Here is a 25,960-nt window from a genome sequence, read left to right as displayed (position 1 = left end):
CAAATCGATCCGGCTCATGGCAACTATCGATCATTTCAATCTACGCTCCTTCGACCTCAATCTTCTCGTCGCCTTCGACGCGCTGATCTCCGAGGGCAGTGTGACCAAGGCCGCAAAGCGGCTCAAAATCCAGCAGCCGGCGATGAGCCATTCGCTTTCGACGTTGCGGGTGCTTTTGCAGGACGAGTTGTTCATCCGCGTGGGGCAGGTGATGCAGCCGACGGCGCGCGCCCGCAGCCTTGCGGTGCCGGTGCGACAGGCCTTGCGGCAGGCGCAACTGGCGCTGACGGGTGGCCTCGCTTTTGATCCCGCCACCGAGGAGCGGACGTTTCGCATTGCCATGTCGCCGGAAATCGAGCTGCTTTTGATCCCCGACCTCACGGCGCGGCTGCGAAAGCTGGCGCCCGGCATCAAGGTTTTGGCACGCGTTTTTCCCTATGAGGCGATGGAGCCTTCGCTGGAGGATGGCAGTATCGATCTCGCGGTCGGCTGCACCTATACAAAAACCAGCCGACGCTCATTCGAGCCGCTCTACGATGTAAAATTCGCCTCCTGCTACAATCCGGCCTTGCTTTCGCTGTCGAACCCGATCGAGATCGATGACTATCTGGCCGCTGAACATGCGACGATCACCCAGAACGAGACATTGCAGGGTTGCATCAAGGATGCGCTGGATCTGGCGGGCGTCGAACTGAACGTGGTGACGGCGGCGCCCGGTTACATGTCGGTTCTCTCGGCGGCGCAGATCAGCCCGGTCATCGCGACGGTGCCGAGCCGGATTGCCGAGCGTTATGCGCCGCTGCTCGGGCTGGAGGTCAGCCCGCTACCGGTGCCCCTGAGCTTTCCGGCGGTCAGCATGGTGTGGGCTAACCACGCCGATGGCGACCGCGCCAATGCCTGGCTGCGCCAGCAGATACGTGACAGCATCGCTTGCACCGGTGTGGCTGGAAAGAAGAGGGTTTGCGCGGTGAAGACAACTGAACTGGAAGTGGCGTAGGATTCAAAAACGTTTGGCGAGCCACGTGATGTCGTATTCGCCGGCGAACGGACCGAGTTGACCGACGGCGGTATAGCCGAGTTTTTCGTAAATTTTCACGGCGGCCGGGTTCATGCTGTCGATATAGGCACCAATGCAGCCGCGTGCCCTGGCTTCCTCTTCGGCCATGGTCAGCAGAGTGCGTGCAAGTCCCTGGCCACGCCTGCTTTCGGGGATGAACAGCATCTGGGTATAAAGCCAGCCTCTGCCGGTGCGGCCGATCAGGCCACCTTCGATCTTGCCATCGTCATCATGCAGGAAAATGCCGAGTTTGCGAAATCCGGGCGGGCCGAAGCGATCGAGATTGTAGGCAACGAGGCCGGTCTCGACAGCCTTTTCGTCTTCCGGTGCCCATGTGTCCAGTATGCTCAGTTCGTGGCCCATGCCGATCCTCCGTCCTGCCTCAGAGACCGGCGATACCAGAGGTTTGGGGCAGGCGTAAAGTGTCCGCCGCGACAGGCGGACATTTGGGATCAACGACCCTCACGCCACCACATGGCGGAAACTGCAAGCAGCAGGGTGGCAAGGCCTGCAAAACCGGCAAACAGCGGCAGCGTGTTGATGCCGCGCAGCACGGTTTCGTCGGTCATGCGGATGGTCATGCGGTTGGCATCGGCCACACGCACGGCACCGCGTACCGGCAGGATATCGGGGAGGCGGATGCCATCCTCGCTGGCGACACGGGTGACGAGGCCGCGGGTCTTTTCGGCGTAAGGAGCGAGCGTCTGCTCGGTCGAAACCATGGCCTTGAACTCCGGCGCATCTACGGCGCCGACATGGACCAGCGTCGAAAACTCGCCGTTCGAGACTTCGAACAGGCCGGTTTCGTCCATGCGCTTTTCAAGCTTGTAGAGGCCGGGGCCGGATTGGGTGAAGGGCAGGCTTTCCGTCTTGCCGGATGGATATTTTATCGTTGCCGGGCCAGGATCGTCGCCGATCGTCTGACGGGTGGCTTCCAGCGTGCGGCCGGAGGCGCGGGCGGTCAGCGCTTCTTCCTCCAGCTCCGGTTCCTTCATCAGCCAGTGGGCGATGCGACGATAAAGATCCACATGCGGGCCGCCGCCTTCGAAACCGCGCGCCCACAGCCATCCCTGATCGGAGAGCAGCATGGCGACACGGCCTTCGCCCTGACGGTTGAGCACGAGGAGGGGGCGGTCGCCATCGCCTTCCATCACGGTCTGGCCGCGCGGCTGGGACACATCGACGGTGCGGAACCAGCGGCCCCAGGCGGGCGGGTTTTGTGTGGCACCTTCAAGGCCGCGCGTGACCGGGTGTTTTTGGCCAGCGGCGGAGAGATGCGGGTAAAAACCGGCATTGTGCATTTCGCCGGTCGGCGAAGCGGGGAGCACCTGCTCGAGAGGTGTCGAGGCAATCGAATCCTCGCCGGCATGTTCTGGGCCGGCGGCAATCAGCAGCGCGCCGCCCCTTTCGACATATTGGGCGATGTAATCGTAATAAAGGATCGGCAGCACGCCGCGGTGCTTGTAGCGGTCAAAAATAATCAGGTCGAAATCGTTGATCTTTTCGACAAACAGTTCGCGGGTGGGGAAGGCGATCAGCGACAATTCGTTGATCGGCGTGCCATCCTGCTTTTCCGGCGGGCGCAGAATGGTGAAATGCACGAGATCGACGGAGGCGTCGGATTTCAACAGGTTACGCCATGCGCGCTCGCCGGCATGCGGTTCGCCGGAGACCAGCAGCACGCGCAGGTTCTGGCGGATGCCATCGATGACGTGGACGGCGCGGTTGTTGGCAGTGGTGACTTCGCCGGGCAGGGCGGCGACGGAAAATTCCATGACATTGTTGCCGCCGCGCGGCACGGTGAAGCTGAACGGTGTTTCCGCACCCGGAGCGGCCTGCAGGGTTGTGACCTGTTCGCCATTGATGCGCACCGTAACCTCGGCCGAGCCGCCTTGGCTGCGGCCATCGTCGAAGACGCGCAATGTCATGTCCTGACGTTCGCCGACAATGCCGAAACGCGGTGCTTTCACCACTTCGATACGGCGGTCGAATTCGTCCGGCTGGCCGGTGATAAGGCCGTGGATCGGGGCGTCGAAACCGAGGTCCTGATTGATGCCGGGCATGTCGTGAATCTGGCCGTCGGACAGGAAGATGGCGCCGCCGACGCGGCCGGGCGGCACGTCGGAGAGGGCTGCCGATAGCGCGCCAAAAAGCTGGGTGGAGGGCGAGTCTGAATCCGGGTTGTCGTTGACCTCGACGATACGCGGCTCGATGCGCGGGAAACGCGACAGGCGTTCCTTCAGGCCTTCCAGCGCCTGATTGGTCTGTTCCGTGCGGTTGGCGGTTTCCTGGCTCTGCGAACGGTCGACGATGACAGGCAGGATGGTGGACAGCTGATCGCGGTCTTCCTGCGTCAGCAGCGGGTTGGCGATGGCGAGCAACAACGCGACGAGAGCAAGGGCGCGTAGCAAAGCGCCGCGCAGGCCGCGCCAGAGGCTCAGGACCACGAGGATTGCGGCAAACACGCCAAGGCCGGCGAGGATCGGCCATGCGAAGAAGGGGGCGAATTCGATGGTCATGAGGTTTTCCCTCTATTGGCCGGTTCAGCCGCAGAGTAGTACGCGACGCGGCGGACTCCCAACGATCTCCCCCTTGAGGGGGAGATGTCACGAAGTGACAGAGGGGGTTGAGCAACCGTGCGGCAAAGGAAATCAAAGCGGCATTTGCGCCAGAAACACCCCCCTCTGCCCTACCGGGCATCTCCCCCTCAAGGGGGGAGATCGGCAAGAAGCGCTCACCTAATTCCATGTCTGACCGCTTGGCTGATGAGGGGCAAATCTGCAGGTTCATACCGTCACTGCCCCAATCGTTCGAGCAGGGCGGGCACATGCACCTGGTCGGCTTTGTAGTTGCCGGTGAGCATGTACATCATGATGTTGACGCCGGAGCGAAACGCGTGTTCGCGCTGCATGTCGTCCGGCGGCACGGTCGGTAGCACGGAATTGCCCTGCGCATCCACCGCCCAGGCGCCGGCAAAATCGTTGCCGGTGATGAGGATCGGCGTCACGCCGTCGCCCGATGAGGAGAGCGCCGTGCCCTGGTTGCGGGCATCCTGACGGGCCTCCACCCAGAGCGGGCTGCCATTGTAGCGACCGGGGAAATTGTTGAGAAGGTAGAAGGAGCGGGCGAGAACGTGGTCGTTCGGCGTCGGCTCCAGCGGCGGGATATCGATATTGGCCAGGATCTGTTGCAGGCGCTCGCCGTTCGGGCTGGTGCCGCCGCTTCCGTCAAGCGAGCTGAACTGGTCGCGGGTGTCGAACAGCACGGTGCCGCCGCTGCGCATATAGGCGTCGATGCGGGAAATGGCGGCGGCAGACGGCATCGGAGCGGTCGCGGAAACCGGCCAGTAGATGATCGGATAGAAGGACAGTTCGTCCTTGGTGATATCGACGCCAACAGGTGCGCCGGGTTCCAGCGTGGTGCGGTAGGTCATGAACTGGCTGAGGCCATCGAGCCCCTGTTCGGAAATGCGGTCGACATCGCCTTCGCCGGTGATGACGTAAGCGAGATGGGTCGTGTCGAGGCGCTCTAGGATGGCCTCGTCGCCGGGTTTGGCGTGTTCGATCGGCGCGTTCGGATCGGGTGTCTGCTGGCTGGCGGCCGGTGGTGCGGACCGGCCCGGTTGAGGTGCCGCCGGGGGCTGGGTTTGGGCCAGTGTGCCGGTTGCAGTCTCTTGCGGTGGCGTCTGGGCGTGCAGATCACCAGTCGGGGCGAAGGCTAATGCGCCGACCATCACGGCAAGCATGGCTGCGGCACGACCGGCGCGGGGCAGGCGGGCAAAACCACCGTTCATGAACAGCACGATCAGCGTATCGAGAAGCAGCATGAAGAAGGCCGAGGCAAACAGGGCGGGACGCAGCGACCATGCTTCACCACCGGCAAGACCCTGCCGGACGATCGGGAAGGATGCAGCCGAGGGATCGAAGGGCGAAAGCGTGGCGTTGGCGGGCAGCAGGTTCACGGCGGTAAAACCTTCCTCCGAGCCGTAAAGTCCGGGCGGATTGTCGAGGCTGGCAAACGGCGTGACGCCCACCTTTGCCGCCAGCGGACGGGCGCTGCCGACTTCGGTGGAGAGGATGCCGTCCGCGGTCAACAGGCGGTAGGGCGGCAGGGCCGGGGCGCCGGCATTGCCTGCCTGCGGTTCGGCCGCACCGCCGGCGCGGGACAACTGCACCAAACGGCGCAGCATTTCGACGAAATTGCCCGAGATCGGCAGGTTCGACCATGTAGCATCGGCGCTGACATGGAAAAGCACGATACGGCCGGCTTCGACTTCGCGCGTGGTGACAAGCGGCGTACCGTCGGCAAGGCTGGCCCATGTGCGTTCGTTGAGATCGGGTGTCGGTTCGGCGAGAACCTGTCGCCGCACGGTGATGTCGGTGGGGGCGGCCATGCCGGCAAACGGGCCAAAATTGGGGAAGGCGGCGAGCGGCTGCGGATCGGCCCAGGACATGGCACCGCCGAGCGCGCGTTCGCCTTGGCGCAGCCGCACCGGCACCAGAGGATCATCGGCGGGTGCGGCGGCAAGGCGGGGGCCGGCAAAACGGATCAGCGTGCCGCCACGGTTGAGCCACTGTTGCAGCGGCGCATAACTTTCCTCCGGCAGGCGTCCGACATCGGCCATGACGATGGCGGAGGGGTTGCTGGTGAGGATTTCGCGCAGCGATGCGGCGAGATCGCCGCCGCGTGGCTGGATCAGGTCGGCATAGGGTTCGAGCGCGCGGCTGATGTAATAGAGGGGCAAAAGCAGAGGCTGAAAGTCGTTACCGCTGTCGCCGGAGAGGAGCGCGATGCGGCGGCGTTTGAAACCGTCGTCGAGTAGATGCGTTGCGCCTGCTGTGGCGATGCCATCGACCGAGAGGCGGGCAAAGTCGTTGCGCAGTTCGAACGGGGCGTTGATGGTGGCCGTCGCGGTATTGGCGCCGGCTGCGAAATCGAGTGTGCCTGTTGCGAGCGAACGGCCCTGCTGGTCAAGTGCGTTGACGGTAAAATTCTGGGCGGTTTCGGTTTTCAGGCGCGTCGCCGCGACCGACATGGCGGCGGCATTGTTGGTGGCGCTGGTCAGCGCAAGCGACTTCTGGCCATCGCCTTCGATCAGCTGCATGTCGCGCGGTGACAGGCTGGAAAGCGCCGTCAGCATGTCGCCATCGGTGGGCGTGGCGATGCCATCTGAAAGGTAAACGAGTGTGCCGGGCTGGGTGCCGTTCAGGGCTTCGGTCACGGCACGGGCGGCGCGCAGGCGGTCCGGCACGAGTGATTTCGGACGCGCGGCTGCGAGGCGTTCGCGGGCGACGATGGCGCTGGTCGGGATGGCGTCGTGGCTGGCTTCAGCGGTGAAGGTGAGCGAGACCGGGGTTTCGGCATCGGCTGCGTCCCCGATCATCAGGTCGGCGGTCTGCACGCGGCGTTCCCAGTCCTCGGCGCTCGCCCAGCTGTTGTCGACGATCATCACCAGCGGGCCGCCGGATGCGAGCGGATTGTTGCGGGGATTGATGACCGGATCGGCGATCGCCAGGATGACGGCGGTGGCCAGCAGGATGCGTAGAAGCGTCAGCCACCACGGGCTTTGCGCCGGGGTTTCCTCGCGCTTCAAAATCGTGGCGAGGATGCGCAGCGGCGGAAACACCTCTGAGCGCGGACGCGGCGGGGTGAGCCGCAGCAGCCACCAGATGGCCGGCAATGCGATCAGCGCAAACAGGATGGCGGGGCTGGCGAAGGCGAAACCACTCATGCGCCAACTCCGGCAGATGTATTGGGCACCATACGGGGTGGATTGCCGGAGAGATAACCGTGGACTGCGCCCAAGGCTTCCGATGCGAGGTGATCGGTGCGGTGAACGATGAAACTCCAGCCCATGCGGCGCAGCGACTGGCCGAGATTTTCGCGGCGCGCCAGATAGGCGTTGCGATAGATCTCGCGCACGGACTCGGCGCGGCCCGAGGTCAGCTTTTCGCCGGTTTCGGGATCGGTGAATTCGGTGCGGCCGCTGTAGGGAAAAATCTCTTCGGCCGGGTCGGCCACTTCGATGACATGGCCGCGCAGGCCACGGCGGGCAAGCGGCGCGACGCGCTGCATGATGCGGTCGGCATCGTCGAGAAAATCGCCGATCAGCACGATATCGCTCGCACCCCGGATCATCTCGGTCTGCGGCAGGCCGGTGGATGGCGGGGCGTGCACCAGCGCGGTCGCCAGTCGTTCGGCGGCGTTGCGGGCCGAAACCGGCTCCATGATGCCCGGACATCCGATACGTTCGCCCGAGCGGGCCAGCACTTCGGCGAGCGCCAGCATCAGCACCAGAGCGCGGCTTTCCTTTGAGACGCCGGCATAGGTGGATTTGTACATCATCGACGGCGACATGTCTGCCCAGAGCCACACGGTATGGGCGGCTTCCCATTCCTTGTCGCGGATATAGGTATGGTCATCGCGGGCAGAGCGGCGCCAGTCGATACGGGCAAGGCTTTCGCCATCCGCATAAGGCCGGAACTGCCAGAAATTTTCGCCGATGCCGCGCTTGCGGCGGCCGTGCCAGCCGGAAATCACCGTATTCGCGATGCGGCGGGCCTCGACCATGCAATCGGGCACGAGGATGGCCCGCTGACGGGCACGGCTGAGGATTTCTGCGCTCGGCGTCTGGTCGACGATCTCACCGATGGATGCCACGCGTATTCCTTTCGGTCGAGACGGTTTTAGCCGCGAACCTGTTTTGCCAAGCCGGAAATCACATCACGCACGGTCATGCCTTCGGCACGCGCCGAGAAGGTGAGTGCCATGCGGTGCTGCAGGACGGGTTCGGCAAGGGCTGCGATATCGTCCAGCGACGGGGCAAGACGGCCTTCGTAAAGCGCGCGGGCGCGGGCGCACAACATCAGTGCCTGACCGGCGCGCGGGCCGGGACCCCATGCGACGTGACGGTCGGTCATGGTATTGCCATGGCCGGGGCGAGCGGAGCGGACCAGCGATAGGATGGCATCGACGATCTTGTCGCTGACCGGCATCTGACGGATCAGCGACTGGATTTCCAGAAGCCGGGCGGCATCGATGACGCCGGATGCCGTGGCTTCGGAAATGCCGGTCGTGCCGAGCAGGATCTGTCGTTCGGCGTCGAGTTCGGGGTAGAGAACGTCGACCTGCAGCAGAAAACGGTCGAGCTGGGCTTCCGGCAGCGGATAGGTGCCTTCCTGTTCCAGCGGGTTCTGGGTTGCGAGAACGTGAAACGGGCCGGGCAGGTCATATCGCTGGCCGGCGACGGTGACGTGATATTCCTGCATCGACTGCAGCAGCGCCGACTGGGTGCGCGGCGAGGCACGGTTGATTTCGTCGGCCATCAGCAGCTGCGCGAAAACCGGTCCCTTGACGAAGCGGAAGGAGCGGCGGCCGTTTTCGTCCTGATCCATCACCTCGGTGCCGAGAATGTCGGAGGGCATCAGGTCGGGGGTGAACTGGATGCGGTTGCCATCGAGCCCGAGTACGGTGCCGAGCGTGGTGACCAGCTTGGTTTTTGCGAGACCCGGCACGCCGACCAGCAGCGCATGGCCGCCGGAGAGAACCGCGAGAAGGGTGTTTTCGACCACCTGCTCCTGACCAAAGATCACCTTGCCGACTTCCGCACGAATGGCGGCGATATCGGACAGCGCCTTTTCGGCGGAGGCGATGATGGCTTTTTCATCGAGTGGAGTTTCTGTGGACGTCATCACACCCATTGGGGTCTCCATCTATCGGTTTTTTCGCGGCTTCTGCGCAATGGCGGTTCATCATTCATATCGGCAATGCTGCAGGTGCGCACTATCGCAATGAACTTATTCCCAGTTTGACGGCTGACAAGGACGTCATGAATGACTATCTCGTGACTCTTCTGTCCTTAACGGTGGAACCGGGACACAATCATGGCGACGACACGGATAAATCAGGCGGCGGATGCCGCAGGTCTTGCGGCGATGATCGCTCATGCTTCCGAGCAAACGGGCGAGGGCGCGCGTGGCCTGCCGCCGGTGGAGCGCTGGAATCCGCCGTTTTGCGGTGATCTCGACATGGAAATCCACGCCGACGGTACATGGTTCTACATGGGTACGCCGATCGGTCGCGCGCCGCTGGTGCGGCTGTTCTCGACGGTTCTGCGCAAGGACGAGGACGGCAAGACCTATCTCGTCACGCCTGTGGAAAAGGTCGGCATCCGTGTGATCGATGCGCCCTTCGTGGCGGTGGAGATGCAGGTGGGTGAGCGGGAAGGTGCTGCCGTGCTGACCTTCCGGACAAATGTCGGTGATGTGGTGGAAGCCGGCGCCGGTAATCCGCTGCGATTCGAGATATCGGGCGAGAACCGCGAGCTGAAACCGTATCTGCTGGTGCGAGGCCGGCTGGAGGCGCTGGTGTCGCGTGCCGTGATGTATGATCTGGTCGCGCTGGGCGAGACGCAGGATATCGATGGCGTGGCGATGTTTGTGATCCGCTCCGGTGGTGCGGTGTTTGCCGTGATGCCGCAGGCTGAATTGGATGCGCTTTCGAAATGACGCAATACCCGCTTTTTTCCGCAGACGATTTTCGTGCCCGCGCGCTCGATCAGAAGGGCATGCCGCTCGAAGAGGCGTGGAAGGCGCATGGCGACCATGCGCTCAATCCGCTGTTTGTGGCGCGCGCGCAGGAACTGAAGCTGCGCGATGCCGCCGTGCTTATTCCCGTTATCGATGATGGCGAGAAGGCGAGCGTGATACTGACCCAGCGCACGGCGACGCTGCGAAAACATTCCGGCCAGATCGCCTTTCCGGGCGGCTCGATCGACCCTGAAGACAATTCGCCGGAAGAGGCGGCTTTGCGCGAGGCGGAGGAAGAGATCGGCCTGTCGCGGATGTTCGTGGAGCCGGTCGGACGTTTGCCGACCTATTTTACGCCAACCGGTTTTCGAATCACGCCGATCCTTTCCGTGGTGAAGCGCGGTTTCGAGCTAAAGCTCAATCCGGCCGAGGTGGATGACGTGTTCGAAGTACCGCTGCCGTTTCTAATGGATGAGGCCAATCACCAGCGCGGCAGTCGTGTTCTCGATGGCGTCGAACGACATTTTTTCCTGATGCCCTATGGCGAACGCAATATCTGGGGCATTACGGCCGGGATTTTGCGCACGCTCTACGAAAGGCTTTATGCATGACCGGTCCGACCCCAAAAAACATCGCCAACAAGGACTGGTTCAACAATCCGGCGCTGGTCCGTGTGCTCGATCTTCTGAATGGCGATGGTGGCGAAACGCGCATCGTTGGCGGTGCCGTGCGCAATGCGTTGATGGGCTTGGCCATCCAGGATGTCGATCTGGCGACGACATTGCTGCCGGCGGAGACACAGGCGCGGGCGGAAGCTGCCAGCATCAAGTCGGTGCCGACCGGCATTGCGCATGGCACGGTGACGTTGGTGGTCGATGGCCAGCCTTTTGAGGTGACGACGCTGCGGCGGGACGTGTCCACCGACGGACGTCATGCCGAGGTCGCTTTCGGCACCGACTGGCAGGCCGATGCGGAGCGGCGCGATTTCACCATCAATGCGCTTTATGCCGATCGCGACGGTCATGTCGTCGATATGGTCGAGGGTCTCAAGGATATCGAGACGCGCACCATCCGGTTTATCGGCGATGCTGCGACGCGTATTGCTGAAGACCATCTGCGCAGTCTGCGGTTCTTCCGCTTTTTTGCCTATTACGGTTCGGGTCGTCCCGATGCTGATGGGCTGCGTGCCGTTGCCCGCGCCAAGGACAAGCTGTCGACGCTGTCTGCCGAGCGCATCTGGGCAGAGACGAAAAAGCTGCTGACCGCCACCGATCCGTCGCGTGCGCTGTTGTGGATGCGTCAGACCGGTGTGCTGACGGAAATCCTGCCCGAGACGGAAAAATGGGGCATCGATTCCATCCATGGCGTGGTGGCAGCGGAAACAGCGCTCGGTTGGAAACCTGATCCGTTGCTGCGGCTGGCCTCCATCGTGCCTGTGGATGCGCCGCGCCTTGCCGAGATGGCAAAACGGTTGCGCATGGCCAATGCCGAAGCTGCACGTCTGGAAAGCTGGGCGACGGCGCCTGTTTTGCCCGATGAAGTGACCGATGTCGGTTTTGACCGCATTCTCTACCGCGCCGGCCGCGATGGTCTGGTGATGCGGTTGAAGCTGGCGATGGCATCAGTGCGGGCCAATGCCGAGGGCGATCCGGTTGCCATGCGCAAGGCGGCGCGTCTTTCCGTGTTGCTGAAGCGAGCCGAAAACTTTGAGAAGCCCGTGTTTCCGCTGAGTGGCGGCGATGTGATCGCTGCGGGAATGGAGCCGGGGCCGAAGGTCGGGGCGCTACTGGCGGAACTGGAAACGCTCTGGGTCGAGCGTAATTTTTCACTCGACCGGGCAGCACTGACCGCCCGGCTGGCTGAGATGGTGGACAAGGCGGATTAAGCCGCCTTCGTACCCGGTTCGTCGCGAACGCGGGCTTTGATATTGTCGACCATGTTTTCGCGGATGACGGTTTCGCCATGGGCGGAGCGCATGTGCTGGACGGCACGGCGCACCACTTCGGCATCCTCGTCAGCCCGCGTATGCCACTCGCATCCGGGAACCAGCGTTCCGCATTCGAACAGTCTCATGATGTTTCCTCCTTGGTGGGGCAGGGCACTGACTTAACGACCTTGCCCGCTGTAGAAACGCCGAAGGCGGCCGGAAGTTTCCGGCCGCAGACGTTTCGAAACTACCTCGGTTTATTCCGCCAGCGCCCATGCGTGGAATACGGAGCCATGTGTCGGCGCAACCGGCACTTTTGGCACGTCATTGGCGGGTGGCAGATGTGACGGCTTGCCGGCCAGTTGGCGGCGGACCTGTGCGACGTAATAGGAATGCGGAAAATCCGGATCGCCCTTGGCCCTCAGATCAGCCGCCATGCGGTTGATCAGTTCCTCGGTGGCAATGTTGCGTTCCGTCTTTGTATGCTGCTGCGGTATGCTCTGCGATGCGACCATGGCGACATCCTCCCTGTGCTACCGGCTTTGACAGCCGTCAGGAACCTAGCACCGGAAGATGTGATTTGAATATCGCTTTTGTTAATTGATCGCTAAATTATGATCAAAGCATCTTGATCAAGGCCAGCGCACCATCGGCGGCAGTGACGACAGGATGGCTTCGACATTGCCGCCGGTCTTCAGGCCGAACAGCGTGCCGCGATCGTAGAGCAGGTTGAACTCGACATAACGGCCACGGCGAACCAGTTGCTCGTCGCGATCTGCCTGTGTGAATTCCGTGTTGAAATTGTTGCGGACGATCTGCGGGTAGGTGGCTGCAAAGCTGCGACCGACATCCTGCACGAAAGCAAAGTTTGCATCCCAACCGCCGTTGCTTTGCTGCGGCGTCAGCCAGTCGAAGAAGATGCCGCCGATGCCGCGTGCTTCGTTGCGGTGGGGCAGGAAAAAATATTCGTCGCACCATTTTTTATAGCGATCGTAATCGGCAACGCCGGCATGGCTGTTGCAGGTCTTCTCGAAGGTGTCGTGAAAAAGCTGGCTGTCGGTGTCTTCCTGAGTGCGGCGACGGTCGAGAACCGGCGTCAGATCGGCGCCTCCGCCGAACCACTGGCTGGATGTCACCACCATGCGGGTGTTCATGTGCACGGCCGGCACGTTGGGATTGACCGGGTGGGCGATCAGCGAAATGCCCGAGGCCCAGAAACGCGGGTCCTCGTCGGCGCCCGGCATCTGCTTGCGAAAATCCTCCGAAAACTCGCCATGGACCGTCGAGGTGTGGACGCCGACCTTTTCGAAAACGCGGCCTTCCATCATCGACATGCGGCCGCCACCACCGGCGCCGCCATCGCGTTGCCAGTCTTTTCCGACGAAACGGCCGGGTGTGCGGTCGGCGAGGGGGCCGGAGACTTCGTCTTCCAGCGCCTCGAAGGTGGAACAGATCGTGTCGCGCAGGCTCTCGAACCACGCTCTCGCGGTCGCCTTCTTGTCCTCGATGCCCTCGGGCAGGCCCTTTGCGAGTTGCGGCCGTTCCATGTCGTTCCTTTCGGTGCAGTCCTATTCGGTTTTCGGCTGTGCTGCTGCCCGGAAGGCGCTGCGCGAAAACATCGTTGCGCAGCCTATAACCCTTTCAGAATCGACTCGCAAAGCCTGCGATTGCGCATTACCTTGCATTTCAGAGGTAGCGCGCATGACGACAATGAAAGTCCCGCCGCTCGACGGCCTGAAGCGCAGGATGGATCGCCATCGCCTGGGAAAGGCGACTGCGACAAATGGTCATTTCGTGCGCGAGACCTTTTGCCTCTCGCGACTGGCCGCCCGCGAGAAGGCGAAGGAATGGTTCGATGCCTTTCCGAAGGCCGCCTACTGGACCGAGGTGGAAAGCTGGCGCCAGCTTGAAGGCGACCAGATCGAATTCACCATGCGGCGCCTGCCGACCGCTGATTGATCGTCAAAAGCCCGTTTGCCGCAACGCTTCTCCAACAATCATTGCCGCCGACATGGCGACGTTGATGGAGCGCTGGCCCTCGCGCATGGGGATCAGAATGCGGGCGTCCGCCGTGTCATGCACATTGTCCGGCACGCCGGCGCTTTCGCGGCCGAACAGCAGAATGTCACCGGGCTGATAGGTGAAATCGACATAGGGCAGGGCGGCCTTGGTGGAGCCAAGCACGAGGCGGCGGTTTTCGGTGCGGCGCCATTCGTCGAACGCCTGCCAGTTGACGTGACGCACCAGCGAGACCGAACCGAGATAATCCATGCCGGCGCGTTTCAGATTGCGGTCGGAAATATCGAACCCGGCCGGCTCGATGATGTCCACGCCAAAACCGAGGCAGGCGGCGAGCCGCAGGATCGTGCCTGTGTTTCCGGGGATGTCGGGCTGATAAAGGGCGATGCGCAGGTTTGTCATGGAAGTGTCCTTAAGCGAAAACGGTGTTTCCGCTCAAGCGGTGTCTGCGCGGGGCGTGCGATGCGATCGTTGATGATGCAGGTTTTTCGGTTCGAACGCGGGCAGATGGTTGTTTTTTAGCCAATCGCGACCGCTTTGCTCTTCCCATTTTCGCGTGTTGTCGGTACAAGTTGCGCCAACCGAAACGCCAGCCAAGGAGGCCCACATGGATATGACCGTGCGCACACGCCTTCTGGTCCGGACATTTTTCGCCTGAGCGTTTCGCGGTTCATCCGAGCTTTCTCATCCCCCTGATCGTTGCGTGGCCGTCATAGCGCCACGATATCTGACTTTCCGGCTGTCCGACTTTTGCATGCGTCGATGACGCAAAAAAAGCGGAACAGCCGTCTGACCGACGGAGTTTTTTATGTTTTCCTGGTTCGAACGGCGCATCAATCCCTATCCGGATGCCGCCCCGACCGTCCCGCCAAAGGGGCTTTTTGCCTTCTGCTGGCATTACACCAAGCCGGTCTGGCCCTGGCTGGTGCTGATGTCGGTCCTCACGACGCTGATCGCACTCGGCGAAGTGGCGCTTTACCGCTTTCTCGGCGATATCGTCGACTGGCTGTCGACCGCCGACCGCGAGACTTTTTTGGCCCGTGAAGGCATGAAACTCGTCATGATGGCGCTGGTCGTGCTCGTGGCGCTGCCGCTCGTTGCCACGCTGAATTCGCTGATCATGCACCAGATCATGATGGGCAATTTTCCGATGGTCGCCCGCTGGCAGATGCACCGTTATCTGCTGCGCCACTCGATGACCTTCTTTGCCAACGAGTTTGCCGGCCGTGTCTCGACCAAGCTGATGCAGACGGCGCTTGCCATCCGCGAAGTGGTGATGAAGATCCTGGACGTCTTCGTTTACGTTGCCGTCTACTTTGTCTCGATGATTGTGGTTGTCGCGGCCGCCGACATGCGGCTGGCGATTCCGCTCGTCGTGTGGATCATCGTCTACGGCCTGACGGTTGCCTATTACGTGCCGCGTCTGCGCAAAATCTCGGCGCAGCAGGCGGATGCGCGTTCGATGATGACCGGCCGCGTGGTCGACAGCTACACGAACATCGCCACGGTCAAACTGTTCTCGCATACCGGTCGCGAGGAAAGTTATGCGCGTGATGCCATGCAGGGCTTTCTGGCAACCGTGCATGACCAGATGCGTAAAGTGACGATGTTCCAGGCGCTGGTCTATTTCTACAACTGCGCGGCGTTGTTTGCCGTGGCAGCCCTTTCGATATGGTTCTGGCTGGACAGCGCCATTTCCATCGGAGCGATCGCAATCGCCATCGGTCTTGCCATGCGCATCAACGGCATGTCGCAGTGGATCATGTGGGAAGTCTCGGCTTTGTTCGAGAATATCGGCACGGTCTATGACGGCATGGAGATGATGACCAAGCCGCATGACGTTACCGACAAGCCGGCCGCGCCAAAACTGAAAGTGCCGGAGGGTGCGATCGCTTATGACAACATCCGCTTCCACTACGGCAAGAACAAGGGTGTCGTCGAAAACCTGACGCTGAATGTGGCTGCCGGCGAGAAGGTCGGTCTGGTCGGTCGTTCGGGTGCGGGCAAGACGACGCTGATGAACCTGCTTTTGCGTTTCTACGATCTGGAAGGCGGGCGCATCACCATCGACGGGCAGGATATTGCGGGGATCTCGCAGGAAAGCCTGCGTGCCAAGATCGGCGTGGTGACGCAGGATACCTCGCTTCTGCACCGGTCTATCCGTGACAACATCGCTTACGGTCATCCGGGCGCTTCGGATCAGGAGATCATTGTCGCGGCGAAACGCGCCTCGGCCTGGGAGTTTATCGAGACGCTGGCCGACATGCAGGGCCGGGTTGGTCTCGATGCCCATGTCGGCGAGCGTGGCGTAAAACTGTCCGGTGGCCAGCGCCAGCGTATCGCCATTGCCCGCGTTTTCCTCAAGGATGCGCCGATCCTGGTGCTGGACGAGGCAACCTCGGCGCTCGATTCCGAAGTTGAGGCGGCCATTCAGGAGAACCTGTTCTCGCTGATGGAAGGCAAGACGGTGATCGCGATTGCCCACCGACTGTCGACCTTGACCGAGATGGACCGTCTGGTCGTGCTCGACAAGGGCAAGATCATCGAGACCGGCACGCATCAGCAGCTGTCCGCCAGCGGCGGCATTTATGCTGATCTGTGGCATCGGCAGTCCGGCGGTTTTCTGGGCGACCATACCGAGGATGCGGCCGCGGAGTAAATTTCGCTTCACATCATGCCTGAAGAAAGGCTCGCAACATTCCAGTGTTGCGAGCCTTTTCGTTTCCATCTGACGCGGCTGAGCGTGACGTCGGCGGGTCTTGTATTGCGCAGTAATTTCGAGGTTGCTTAAATGCTTTTCCGCAACCAAAGCTAAGTGAAAAAGTAAGTCTTTGTTTATGGAATGGTGAAAGAACTGAACGTGTATTCCTTTTGTGTCTCACGCTACGGTTTTTACATGTTCAGATCCCTCAAGATCAAACTTCTCCTGCCTATTCTCTTCGGTTCGGTCGTGCTCGTCGCCATTCTTCAGGGCGGTCTGGCCATGCGTTCTGTCAATCAGATGGATACGCAGGCGGATAATCTCGGCCGACGTATGGAACAGTCCGTTGCCATGGCGAACATGGATCGTTTGCTGGCCGACGTGCGCCGTCTGGTTTTGATGGCGCTGTCCGGCAGCAATGCCGGTGAACAGAAGAAATGGCTTGGTCAGCTTCAGGAAAAGACCCAGGAGCGGGCGGCGGCCTTCACCGCGTTCGGCGCGCAGATCACCGAGCCCGCCGCCAAGGCAAAGTTTGATGATCTGCAGAGGGTCGTCGGCGAATATGATGCGATGGGCTCAAAATTCATCGAGCTGATCAGCACGTCGCGCGTTTATGAAGCAAAGACGCTCATCGCGCAGATGGTGCCGAAGGGCGGCGAGGCCGGCACCATCCTGACGCAGATGATCGAAGAGAACAATGCGCTCGGCAACGCGGACCGACAGGCCGCGAATGCAGCCGCGCAGTTTGCTTCAATGTCCACCATGGCCGGCATTGTGCTTGCAGTGCTCGTTGCTGTCGCTGCGGCTGCTCTCAGCGTTTTCCGCATCGCCCGTCCGATCGACAACATCACCAAGGCCATGAACGTTCTTGCCTCTGGCGATACGCAGGCGCCGATCCCGCATGCCGGTCGCCATGACGAAGTGGGCGAGATGGCTGCAGCCGTTGCCGTGTTCCGCAACAATGCGATCGAGCGCGAGCAGTTGGAGCGCGAGGCCGAGGCCAATCGTTCCATGAGCGAGAGCGAGCGGATCGCGCGGGAAGAACAGAAAGCGCAGGAAGCGGCCGATGTCGCCTTCGCCGTCGATGGTCTCGGCCATGGCCTGAAGAGCCTTGCCGGTGGTGACATGACCTATCGTCTGGCCCAGCCTTTTGCCGGCCAGCTCGACCAGTTGCGCGTGAATTTCAATGAATCCGTTTCGGGCCTTCAGCATGCCCTGCGGGCTGTTGGCGAAAATGCCCGCATGATCGATGCCGGCGCCAACGAGATCCGCTCGGCTGCCGACAATCTTTCCAAGCGCACCGAACAGCAGGCTTCGTCCGTCGAGGAAACGGCGGCGGCGCTGGAGCAGGTAACGACGGCCGTTAAGGATTCGGCTTTGCGTGCCGGGGAGGCTGGTGCGCTTGTCGACCATACCCGCGCTGACGCCGAACGTTCCGGCGAGATCGTCAAACAGGCAGTCACGGCCATGGAGGCGATCGAGAAGTCTTCGAACGAGATCGGCAACATCATCGGTGTGATTGACGAGATCGCCTTCCAGACCAATCTTCTGGCCTTGAATGCGGGTGTCGAGGCTGCGCGTGCCGGTGATGCCGGCAAGGGCTTTGCAGTCGTGGCGCAGGAGGTGCGTGAACTGGCGCAACGTTCCGCCAACGCGGCGCGTGAGATCAAGGCCCTGATTTCCACGTCAGGCGCAAAGGTGCGTGACGGTGTCAAGCTTGTCGATCAGACCGGCGAGGCACTGGAAACGATCGTTGCCAACGTGCAGCGGATTAACGGCAATGTCGCATCCATCGTGACCTCGACCCGCGAACAGTCAAACGGCCTGACCGAGATCAATACCTCGGTCAACCACATGGATCAGGGTACGCAGCAGAATGCCGCCATGGTCGAAGAGACGACGGCGGCGAGTTATCGTCTGGCGTCGCAGGCGGCCGCGTTGAACGAGCTACTGGCGCAGTTCAAGCTGGATGAGGGTAGGGCGGAGGTGCGCGTGGCGGCCGTCGATGCGCGTCCGGTCTCGTCGCCAGCGCGCGCTATAGGCAACCGCATCGCTGCTGCTTTCGGTGGCGGTTCGGCCGCTGCCAGACAGGAATGGTCGGAGTTCTGATCTATTGCTAACGCATTGAACGTAAACGGCGGCTTCGGCCGCCGTTTTGCGTTTCACGTTCGACAATACAGCCGTTTTTCTCGACGTGATTACATGTCAATATTTTACTACTTTTGATTTTATCGAAATCATCTGCAATTTCTCGTCATCCCCATTATCCATTCATTAAGTCTTATATTTGAACATCCTTATATCAACGCATGGTTTTGCTTCGTTGATTTTTGCAATCGCATGCCATAGGGCGTCGCGACGTTTCCCCCCAACGTCCCGGCGCCCTTGGCGTTTCCAGGGGATGATCATGCGATACCTGTCACAGATGCGCATTCGGGTTCTTCTTCCGGCTCTGTTCGGGCTGGTTATCGTCATTGCCTTTGCCCAGGGCGGCATGGCACTTTTTTCACTTGCGACGCTGAAACAGCAGGTGCACGAGATCGGCCGCGAGCGCATGCCGCGCAACACGCTGATCGCCAAGATGGATCATTCCATCAATGTCATTCGACGCTCCTACGCCGATCTTCTGCTGGCCAATGATGCCGAGGAGATCAAGGCGAACGAGCAGACGATCGCAACGCGCATGAACGAGCGTGATGCGCTGATCAAACAATATTCTGACATGATCACGTTGCCGAAAACACGTGAGCTGTTTGCGACGCTGCAAAACGGCGTGGTCGCTTACGATGCTGCCGCCAAAACGCTGGTCGGACTGGTCGAGGCCGGCCGTCACGAGGAAGCGCAGACCGTCTATCGCGGCGCGATGCGTGATGCTGCAAAACTGATGACCGAAGCGCTCGATACGACTGCCGCCAACAATCAGGCAATCAGTGATGAAGCGCTGATAGCAGCGGATGTCGCCTATGACCAGGCGTTGGCAAGCACCTATGTGGCGCTTGCGCTGGCCGCCATCATCGCCATCGGTGCCGCCTGCATTTCCTTCTTCCGGGTTGCCAAGCCGATCGATGCCATCACCCGTTCCATGGGGTTGCTTGCCGGCGGTGACAATGAACGCCCGATCCCCTTTATCGAGCGCCGCGACGAAATCGGTTCGATGGCGGCTGCTGTCGAAATCTTCCGTGCCAATGCGCTCGAGCGTATCCGTCTGGAGCGTGAAGCTGACGACAATCGTGACCTGATGGAACATGAGCGCGGCGTTCGCGAACAGCAGAAGATGGTTGAAGCCGGTCATGTGAAGGTGGCGGTCGATGGACTTGGTTCCGGCCTGTCCAATCTCGCCGACGGCAATCTCGGTTTCCGCATTGCCACGCCATTCTATGGCGAGCTCGAAATCCTTCGCACGAACTTCAACGCTTCCATGGGCAAGCTGCAGGCGACGATGGTGTCGGTTGGCGAGAATGCCCATGCGATCAGTGCCGGCACGAATGAAATCCGCAGTGCCGCAGATGATCTGTCACGCCGCACCGAACAACAGGCCGCCTCCGTGGAAGAAACTGCCGCTGCGCTCGAAGAGGTGACGACCGCCGTCAGCGATAGCAGCCGCCGGGCCCGAGAAGCCGGTCAGCTGGTCGAAAAGACCAAGACGGGTGCGGAACATTCCGGTGCCATCGTCCGCGACGCGGTGACGGCCATGGAGCAGATCGAGCAGTCCTCGACCGAAATCGGCAATATCATCGGCGTCATCGATGACATCGCTTTCCAGACCAACCTTTTGGCACTCAACGCGGGCGTAGAAGCTGCGCGGGCAGGCGAGGCAGGCAAGGGGTTTGCGGTGGTTGCGCAGGAGGTTCGTGAACTGGCCCAGCGGTCCGCCAATGCGGCAAAGGAGATCAAGACGCTGATCAACCGATCCGGCGAGCAGGTTCGCAACGGCGTTGCCCTTGTCGGTGAAACCGGCATGGCGCTTAAGGAAATCGTTTCCGAGGTGCAACACATCAACCGTCTCGTGGCCGAGATCGTCACTACCGCACAGGAGCAGGCGACAGGCCTTAAGGAGATCAATACCGCGGTCAACACGATGGACCAGGGCACGCAGAAAAACGCCGCCATGGTCGAGGAAACCACTGCCGCGACCCACAGCCTTGCCCGCGAGGCATCGGGCCTGATCGAGTTGCTTGGCCAGTTCCGTCTCGGTGATACGGCGCCGCAGGCCTCGGTTCGGGCGGTGGCTCCGGTCTCCCCTGCATCGCGCCCGTCACCTTCGCCAGCGCGTGCGCTTGGCCAGAAAGTTGCGGCCAGCTTTGGCGGAGCGGCACCACGTGGCGAAGACTGGTCGGAATTCTGACCTGTCTCGAGAGGGTGAAGTCTCCTTCATGTAACCCGCTCCGGCTGTAACCATCTATCGGAATATAAGTACGCAAAACGCCTCCACTGCCAAGTGGGGGCGTTTTGTCGCATTAAACTTTTGTTTATGCAGGTTTCATCGTTACTGGCCTGTTTTTGGGTGGTTTCTGCAGGCTTGACGTTTGTGAGGACCGCAATTTCATCGAATTCTAGCGTTAACCATCCAACGCCTAGATTTATCGGTAATTTTTTGTTTAGGCGGCCCTGAGAAAAGCCCGACTTCCAATTGTTCGAGCTTATCTACACGGGGGTCGCCACATGTTGAAATCTGTAAAAATCAAAATTCTTCTACCGTCGCTTTTCGCTCTGACCGTTTTGCTGATCGTCCTTCAGGGGGTGCAGGGCATGCGGTCTGTTTCGGAGCTGGAAACCCAGGCTGACAATATCAGCCGCCGCATGGAACGGTCGCTGATGGTCGCCGACATGTACAGTTCAATGGGTGATGTAAGACGCCTCTACCTGATGGTGCTGGCGACCGACAGTGCATCCGAGCGCGCCACCCTCTTCAGTGAGATCGAGGCGACGACGGCCAAGCGCGCAGCTGAATTCAACACCTATTCGGCCTCGATGAAGATCCCGGCCGCGAAGGCGAAGTTTGCCGAACTGGAGAAGCTGGCTAGCGATTTCGACCGGCTGGGTGAGGAGTTTTCCGCCCATGTTGCCGCTACCAGAATATCGGAAGCGCGTGCCGTTGTCGCGCGGATGTCCGACAAGGGTGGTGATGTTGGAAAAGGCCTGCAGCAGCTGATCGCTGACAATAACCAGCGTGGTCAGGATGACCGTGCGGCAGCAAAGGGTGCTGCGCAGTTCGCCTTCTCCGCGACACTGGTCGGCATCGTGTTTGCCGTTCTGGTTTCGATCGGTGCTGCCATCGCTAGCGTCTTCCGCGTCACCCGTCCGATCAGCGCCATCACGGCGTCGATGAACACGCTCGCCGCCGGCAACAACAAGGTCGCAATTCCTTATGCCGGCAATACGGATGAGATCGGTGATATGGCCGCAGCCGTCGCCGTGTTCCGCGACAACGCCCTGGAGCGCGAACGTCTTGAGCAGGAAACCGAAGCCAACCGTTCCATGAGCGAGCGCGAACGTATTGCCCGCGAGGAACAGAAGGCACGCGAAGCAGCCGATGTGGCCTTTGCCGTCGATGGTCTGGCGAGCGGCCTGAAGAGCCTGTCCGATGGCGACATGACCTTCCGCCTGCAGCAGCCGTTTGCCGGCCAACTCGATCAGTTGCGCCTCAACTTCAACGAGTCCGTTGCCAAGCTGCAGGGCGCGCTGCGTGCCGTCGGCGACAATGCCCGCATGATCGATGCCGGTGCCAACGAGATCCGTGCTGCCGCCGACGATCTGTCCAAGCGCACCGAACAGCAGGCGTCGTCCGTCGAGGAAACCGCGGCGGCTCTGGAAGAGGTGACCACGGCGGTCAAGGATTCGGCTGTGCGTGCCGGCGAAGCAGGCAAGCTGGTCGAGCACACACGCGTTGGTGCCGAGCGTTCCGGTGATGTCGTTCGTCAGGCGGTTGCCGCCATGGAAGCGATCGAAAAATCCTCGGACGAGATCGGCAATATCATCGGTGTCATCGATGACATCGCTTTCCAGACCAACCTTCTGGCCCTCAATGCAGGTGTCGAAGCCGCACGCGCCGGTGAAGCCGGCAAGGGTTTTGCCGTCGTTGCTCAGGAAGTGCGCGAACTTGCGCAGCGTTCGGCGACCGCTGCCCGCGAGATCAAGACACTGATCGGCGCCTCTGGTGATAAGGTGCGCGACGGTGTCGATCTGGTCGGCCAGACCGGTACGGCGCTGGAAGCGATCGTCACCGACGTGCAGAAGATCAACCAGAATGTCGGCACGATCGTGATGTCGGCACGCGAACAGTCGACCGGCCTTGCCGAGATCAACACCGCCGTCAACCAGATGGATCAGGGCACGCAGAAGAACGCCGCCATGGTTGAACAGACGACGGCGGCGAGCCACAGCCTTGCCAAGCAGGCCGCTGAGCTGACGGAATTGTTGGGGCAGTTCAAGCTGGACGAGGGACGGTCGACCGTTCGTAGCGCCAGCCCGGCCTCGCGTCCGGTAACCTCGCCGGCCCGCGCCATTGGCGCCCGCATCGCTTCTGCCTTCAACGGTAATGCGGCGATCAAGCAGGAATGGTCGGATTTTTAAGAACGGCAATATGGAATAGGGAAACGCCGGCCTCGCGCCGGCGTTTCTGTTTGAGGAAAAGAGTTTTAGACCTTACCGAAATGTAAGCCGTCCTGACCTTTGCCAGCAGCCGTACAGCCGCTATATCGCTGGCATGGCCATTACCCGTCTCTTCCGCTTTTTCGAAAACTGGATTTCCCCCTTTGCCCGGAAAGACGATCTGCGTCCGCCGGCAACGACGCTCGGATTCATCTGGTTCTATCTCAACCAGGCGAAAGCGCCGTTTTTTGCCATGCTGGTTCTGGGCGGGCTGACGGCCGCCATCGAAGCGGCACTGTTCTGGTTCGTGGGGCGGCTGATCGACATTCTGGCGACGATCAAGCCGGAAGACGGCTGGGGTGGGCTTCTTGCGCAGCACGGCTGGGAACTGGCCGGCATGCTTGTGCTGATCGGCGTCGTGCGCTTCGTGGTAACGCTTTTGACGGCGCTCACCGACCAGCAGATCATCACGCCCGGTTTTTACAACATGGTGCGGTGGCAATCCTACATGCATGTGGCGCGGCAATCGCTGTCTTTTTTCCAGAACGATTTTTCCGGCCGCATCGTCAACAAGGTCTGGTCGGGCGGCCAATCTGCGGGCGACCTTGTCACCTCGCTGATGGAAAGCGTCTGGTTTGTCGGTATCTATTCCGTTTCCATGCTGTTTCTGGTCGGCAGTCTCGACTGGCGTCTGGCCGTTGTTGTCTGCGTCTGGGTGGCCGTCTTCGGGCTGCTGGCGCGCTATTTCGTGCCACGCATCCGCTATCATTCACGCGAGACGGCAGAAGCTGCCTCCATGCTGAACGGCCGCATGGTCGATGCCTACAGTAATATCCAGACGCTGCGTCTGTTCGGCCATGATGACGCCAATGACCGCTACATGCTCCAGGGTTTCGAGACCTTTCAGAAAACGACCATCATGTTCACCCGCTTCATCACCGGAGTGAGGGCGTCCATGGCGTTTCTGTCGGGCATCATGATCACCAGCATGGCGGCGCTCTGCATCGATCTGTGGCTGTCGGGCAAGATCACCTCGGGTGCCGTCGCCTTCACGCTGGCCCTGGTGTTGCGGCTGAATTTTCTGCTCGGCCGGCTGATGACGCAGTTCAACGGTATCATGCGCAATTTCGGCGTCGTGCAGAACGCCGCCGAACTGATCTCGCAGCCGATTGGTCTTGTCGATGCGGCGAACGCGGCCACGCTGTCGGTGAAGCAGCCTGGCATCGTGTTCGACAATGTCAGTTTTCATTACGGGCGCGGCAAGGGCATCATTGACAACCTGTCTCTCGAAATCCGGCCGGGCGAAAAGGTCGGCGTGGTCGGGCGCTCAGGTGCCGGCAAGTCGACACTCGTCAATCTGCTGCTGCGTTTCTACGATGTGGAGAGCGGCCGCATTCTGATCGATGGCCAGGATATTTCGAAGGTGAGCCAAGAAAGTCTGCGCCGGCAGATCGGTATGGTGACGCAGGATACCGCGCTGCTGCACCGTTCGATCCGCGAGAACATCCTGTTCGGGCGTGACAATGCCGGCGAGGAAGAACTGGTGGCGGCGACGCAGCGTGCCGAGGCGGATGAGTTTATCGCTCGTCTGCAGGATCAGCGCGGCCGCACCGGTTTTGACGCGCATGTGGGCGAGCGTGGAGTGAAACTCTCCGGTGGCCAGCGGCAGCGCATCGCCATTGCCCGCGTCATGCTGAAGAACGCCCCGATCCTCGTGCTGGATGAGGCCACCTCTGCGCTGGATTCGGAAGTTGAGGCGGCGATCCAGGCCAATCTCGACCGGTTGATGGAGGGCAAGACGGTGCTTGCCATCGCGCACCGGCTGTCCACCATTGCGGCCCTCGACAGGCTGATCGTGATGGATGGCGGGCAGATCGTCGAGCAGGGCACGCATTCCGAACTGATCACGCGCGGCGGGCTTTACGCGTCCTTCTGGGAACGACAGTCTGGCGGTTTTCTCGGTGCCGAGGAATGAGCCTTATTCCGGAACGACGAATTCCGCCATCAGGCCATAATGGTTGGAGCCCATCGAGTTTGGAATGCGCGTAACCGACTTCATGCCCAGCGGCGCGCGCACCATGACATGATCGATGGCAATGCCGAAGCGGCCGAGGCGCACCGGCCATGTGGGGATTTCCGGTGCGATGGTGCGCAGGCCCGTCCAGCGCATGAACTGCTGCACATCAGGCGCAATGCTGGATGAGTTGAAATCACCGGAGAGAAGCAACGGACCCTTTCGGTTGTTGAGGATCCGCGCGGCGTTGGTCATTTCCATCTTGTGGTAATTGTCGAAATACGGCTTGCTGAGATGCATGGCGGCGACATGAACGGTGGTGCCCCCGACATCGATATCGGCCAGCATGAACCGATCTTTACGAAGTTCGCTCAAGCCCCCGACGCTCAGATTGGTGAGCGGCCGTTTCGACAACATCATCATGTCGCAGATTTCCGTCTCCCGGCCGCATCCGATCCGGTAGGGGTAGACCTTGTCGAGTTCTGCCAGATACGGCGCCAGCGGCGGCATTTCCATGATGTTGACGACATCGGCGCCGGAATCGACGATAGCCTGATAGATGCGCTCGCCGTTGCGGTAATTGCCACCGAGAATGTTGAAATGCATCAGCCTGATCGTCTTGCCCGATTGCGGCGCCGGATCGGCGTCGAATTCGTAGGGCATGATCCAGGCGTGCACCGCGATGCCGATCGAAGCGATCAAGAGAAGGCCGGGAAACACGTTGCGGCTGATAAGCAGCGCCAGAATCATTGCCAGTGCACAGGCGATGGCGGCGTGAAGTTGCAGGCTGTGGAGTGTTGCAAGCATCCATTGCGGATGAACATAACGTGTGGCTATTGCGCCCAGCACAAGCGACACAATGACGCAGAGGGCGACGGAGATCGTGTGTTTCATGTCCTGTTGCCCGCAAGTCGCCGCGTCTGCTGACGGGTTAGCATAAAGCATGTGTGCGTTGCAACACGCGCAAGTGGCAGCGCTTTCAGGCACTTGATTCAGATCAAGTTGGCATTTGATTCCTCTGCGTAAATCGCCTCAAGCGGCGTGATTACCGGTTTGTCACGGCGCGCGCGAAGCATAGCGGGGCGAAGCTGCCGGAATTCATGCGGTTGACTGGCCGCAGCCC

General features: G+C 60.9%; 20 protein-coding genes. 10 read left to right on the top strand and 10 right to left on the bottom strand.

The features are described 5' to 3' along the window. Positions 1 to 16 precede the first annotated feature (16 nt). On the top strand, positions 17 to 997 hold the full coding sequence (locus GAO09_RS27145; RefSeq protein ID WP_153359722.1) for a LysR family transcriptional regulator: 981 nt from the start codon (positions 17 to 19) through the stop codon (positions 995 to 997). Positions 998 to 1,000: 3 nt separating this feature from the next. Here the strand turns inward: GAO09_RS27145 and GAO09_RS27140 are convergent, their stop codons facing one another. From GAO09_RS27140 to GAO09_RS27115, 5 genes are all read right to left on the bottom strand, one after another. Further along, a complete protein-coding gene (locus GAO09_RS27140) occupies positions 1,001 to 1,420 on the bottom strand; it encodes a GNAT family N-acetyltransferase (protein ID WP_153359720.1) in 420 nt (139 codons plus the stop codon). Between the two features lie 89 nt (positions 1,421 to 1,509). Beyond that, positions 1,510 to 3,576 (bottom strand): hypothetical protein, encoded by a 2,067-nt coding sequence (locus GAO09_RS27135; protein WP_153359717.1) that lies wholly within the window; start codon positions 3,574 to 3,576, stop codon positions 1,510 to 1,512. Positions 3,577 to 3,851: 275 nt separating this feature from the next. Further along, positions 3,852 to 6,788, bottom strand: coding sequence for a DUF4159 domain-containing protein (locus tag GAO09_RS27125; protein ID WP_235938528.1), 2,937 nt, complete (start codon positions 6,786 to 6,788; stop codon positions 3,852 to 3,854). After that, a complete protein-coding gene (locus tag GAO09_RS27120; RefSeq protein WP_324184666.1) occupies positions 6,785 to 7,717 on the bottom strand; it encodes a DUF58 domain-containing protein in 933 nt (310 codons plus the stop codon). The genes GAO09_RS27125 and GAO09_RS27120 overlap by 4 nt, the downstream gene beginning before the upstream one ends. A 26-nt stretch (positions 7,718 to 7,743) precedes the next feature. Continuing rightward, the gene (locus GAO09_RS27115; RefSeq protein ID WP_153359715.1) at positions 7,744 to 8,757 is read right to left on the bottom strand and encodes an AAA family ATPase; all 1,014 of its coding nucleotides are present in this window, start codon (positions 8,755 to 8,757) and stop codon (positions 7,744 to 7,746) included. Positions 8,758 to 8,940: 183 nt separating this feature from the next. Between GAO09_RS27115 and GAO09_RS27110 the strand changes: the two genes are divergently transcribed. The 3 genes from GAO09_RS27110 to GAO09_RS27100 are packed head-to-tail and all read left to right on the top strand — an operon-like array spanning position 8,941 to position 11,470. Further along, the gene (locus tag GAO09_RS27110; protein WP_153359713.1) at positions 8,941 to 9,564 is read left to right on the top strand and encodes a DUF1285 domain-containing protein; all 624 of its coding nucleotides are present in this window, start codon (positions 8,941 to 8,943) and stop codon (positions 9,562 to 9,564) included. Further along, positions 9,561 to 10,196: a CoA pyrophosphatase gene (locus tag GAO09_RS27105; RefSeq protein WP_153359711.1), complete on the top strand. Its 636-nt coding sequence runs from the start codon at positions 9,561 to 9,563 to the stop codon at positions 10,194 to 10,196. The genes GAO09_RS27110 and GAO09_RS27105 overlap by 4 nt, the downstream gene beginning before the upstream one ends. Next, complete coding sequence (locus GAO09_RS27100; RefSeq protein WP_153359709.1) at positions 10,193 to 11,470, top strand: CCA tRNA nucleotidyltransferase; 1,278 nt, start codon at positions 10,193 to 10,195, stop codon at positions 11,468 to 11,470. Before GAO09_RS27105 ends, GAO09_RS27100 begins: the two co-directional genes overlap by 4 nt. Here the strand turns inward: GAO09_RS27100 and GAO09_RS27095 are convergent. From GAO09_RS27095 to hemF, 3 genes are all read right to left on the bottom strand, one after another. Next, a complete protein-coding gene (locus tag GAO09_RS27095) occupies positions 11,467 to 11,658 on the bottom strand; it encodes a DUF1059 domain-containing protein (RefSeq protein WP_153359707.1) in 192 nt (63 codons plus the stop codon). The two genes, GAO09_RS27100 and GAO09_RS27095, sit on opposite strands and share 4 nt — an antisense overlap. Positions 11,659 to 11,769: 111 nt before the next feature. Beyond that, on the bottom strand, positions 11,770 to 12,027 hold the full coding sequence (locus GAO09_RS27090; RefSeq protein WP_153359705.1) for a hypothetical protein: 258 nt from the start codon (positions 12,025 to 12,027) through the stop codon (positions 11,770 to 11,772). 117 nt (positions 12,028 to 12,144) lie between these two features. Further along, entirely contained in the window at positions 12,145 to 13,059 is a 915-nt protein-coding gene (gene hemF / locus GAO09_RS27085) for an oxygen-dependent coproporphyrinogen oxidase (RefSeq protein WP_153359703.1), read from the bottom strand. A gap of 154 nt (positions 13,060 to 13,213) precedes the next feature. Here hemF and GAO09_RS27080 point away from each other — a divergent pair, with 154 nt between their 5' ends. Further along, entirely contained in the window at positions 13,214 to 13,471 is a 258-nt protein-coding gene (locus GAO09_RS27080) for a hypothetical protein (protein ID WP_153359701.1), read from the top strand. Between the two features lie 3 nt (positions 13,472 to 13,474). Here GAO09_RS27080 and GAO09_RS27075 read toward each other — a convergent pair whose 3' ends face one another. Further along, entirely contained in the window at positions 13,475 to 13,933 is a 459-nt protein-coding gene (locus tag GAO09_RS27075; RefSeq protein WP_153359699.1) for a tRNA (cytidine(34)-2'-O)-methyltransferase, read from the bottom strand. 406 nt (positions 13,934 to 14,339) lie between these two features. On the opposite strand from GAO09_RS27075, the gene GAO09_RS27070 reads away from it, so the two are divergent. From GAO09_RS27070 to GAO09_RS27050, 5 genes are all read left to right on the top strand, one after another. Next, positions 14,340 to 16,190: an ABC transporter ATP-binding protein gene (locus GAO09_RS27070; RefSeq protein WP_153359697.1), complete on the top strand. Its 1,851-nt coding sequence runs from the start codon at positions 14,340 to 14,342 to the stop codon at positions 16,188 to 16,190. A 237-nt stretch (positions 16,191 to 16,427) separates the two neighbouring features. Further along, positions 16,428 to 18,341: a methyl-accepting chemotaxis protein gene (locus GAO09_RS27065; protein WP_153359695.1), complete on the top strand. Its 1,914-nt coding sequence runs from the start codon at positions 16,428 to 16,430 to the stop codon at positions 18,339 to 18,341. 298 nt (positions 18,342 to 18,639) lie between these two features. Next, entirely contained in the window at positions 18,640 to 20,577 is a 1,938-nt protein-coding gene (locus GAO09_RS27060; protein ID WP_153359693.1) for a methyl-accepting chemotaxis protein, read from the top strand. Positions 20,578 to 20,894: 317 nt separating this feature from the next. Then, positions 20,895 to 22,805, top strand: a complete 1,911-nt coding sequence (locus tag GAO09_RS27055) for a HAMP domain-containing methyl-accepting chemotaxis protein (RefSeq protein WP_153359691.1) — start codon at positions 20,895 to 20,897, stop codon at positions 22,803 to 22,805. Between the two features lie 133 nt (positions 22,806 to 22,938). Next, the gene (locus GAO09_RS27050) at positions 22,939 to 24,798 is read left to right on the top strand and encodes an ABC transporter ATP-binding protein (RefSeq protein ID WP_153359689.1); all 1,860 of its coding nucleotides are present in this window, start codon (positions 22,939 to 22,941) and stop codon (positions 24,796 to 24,798) included. 3 nt (positions 24,799 to 24,801) lie between these two features. Here the strand turns inward: GAO09_RS27050 and GAO09_RS27045 are convergent, their stop codons facing one another. Next, entirely contained in the window at positions 24,802 to 25,731 is a 930-nt protein-coding gene (locus tag GAO09_RS27045; protein WP_153359688.1) for an endonuclease/exonuclease/phosphatase family protein, read from the bottom strand. Positions 25,732 to 25,960 lie beyond the last annotated feature (229 nt).

Source organism: Endobacterium cereale, assembly GCF_009617585.1.
GTDB classification, from domain to species: domain Bacteria; phylum Pseudomonadota; class Alphaproteobacteria; order Rhizobiales; family Rhizobiaceae; genus Neorhizobium; species Neorhizobium cereale.
Note: the sequence above shows the minus strand (reverse complement) of the source record. Positions and strands in the feature narration are given on the sequence as shown.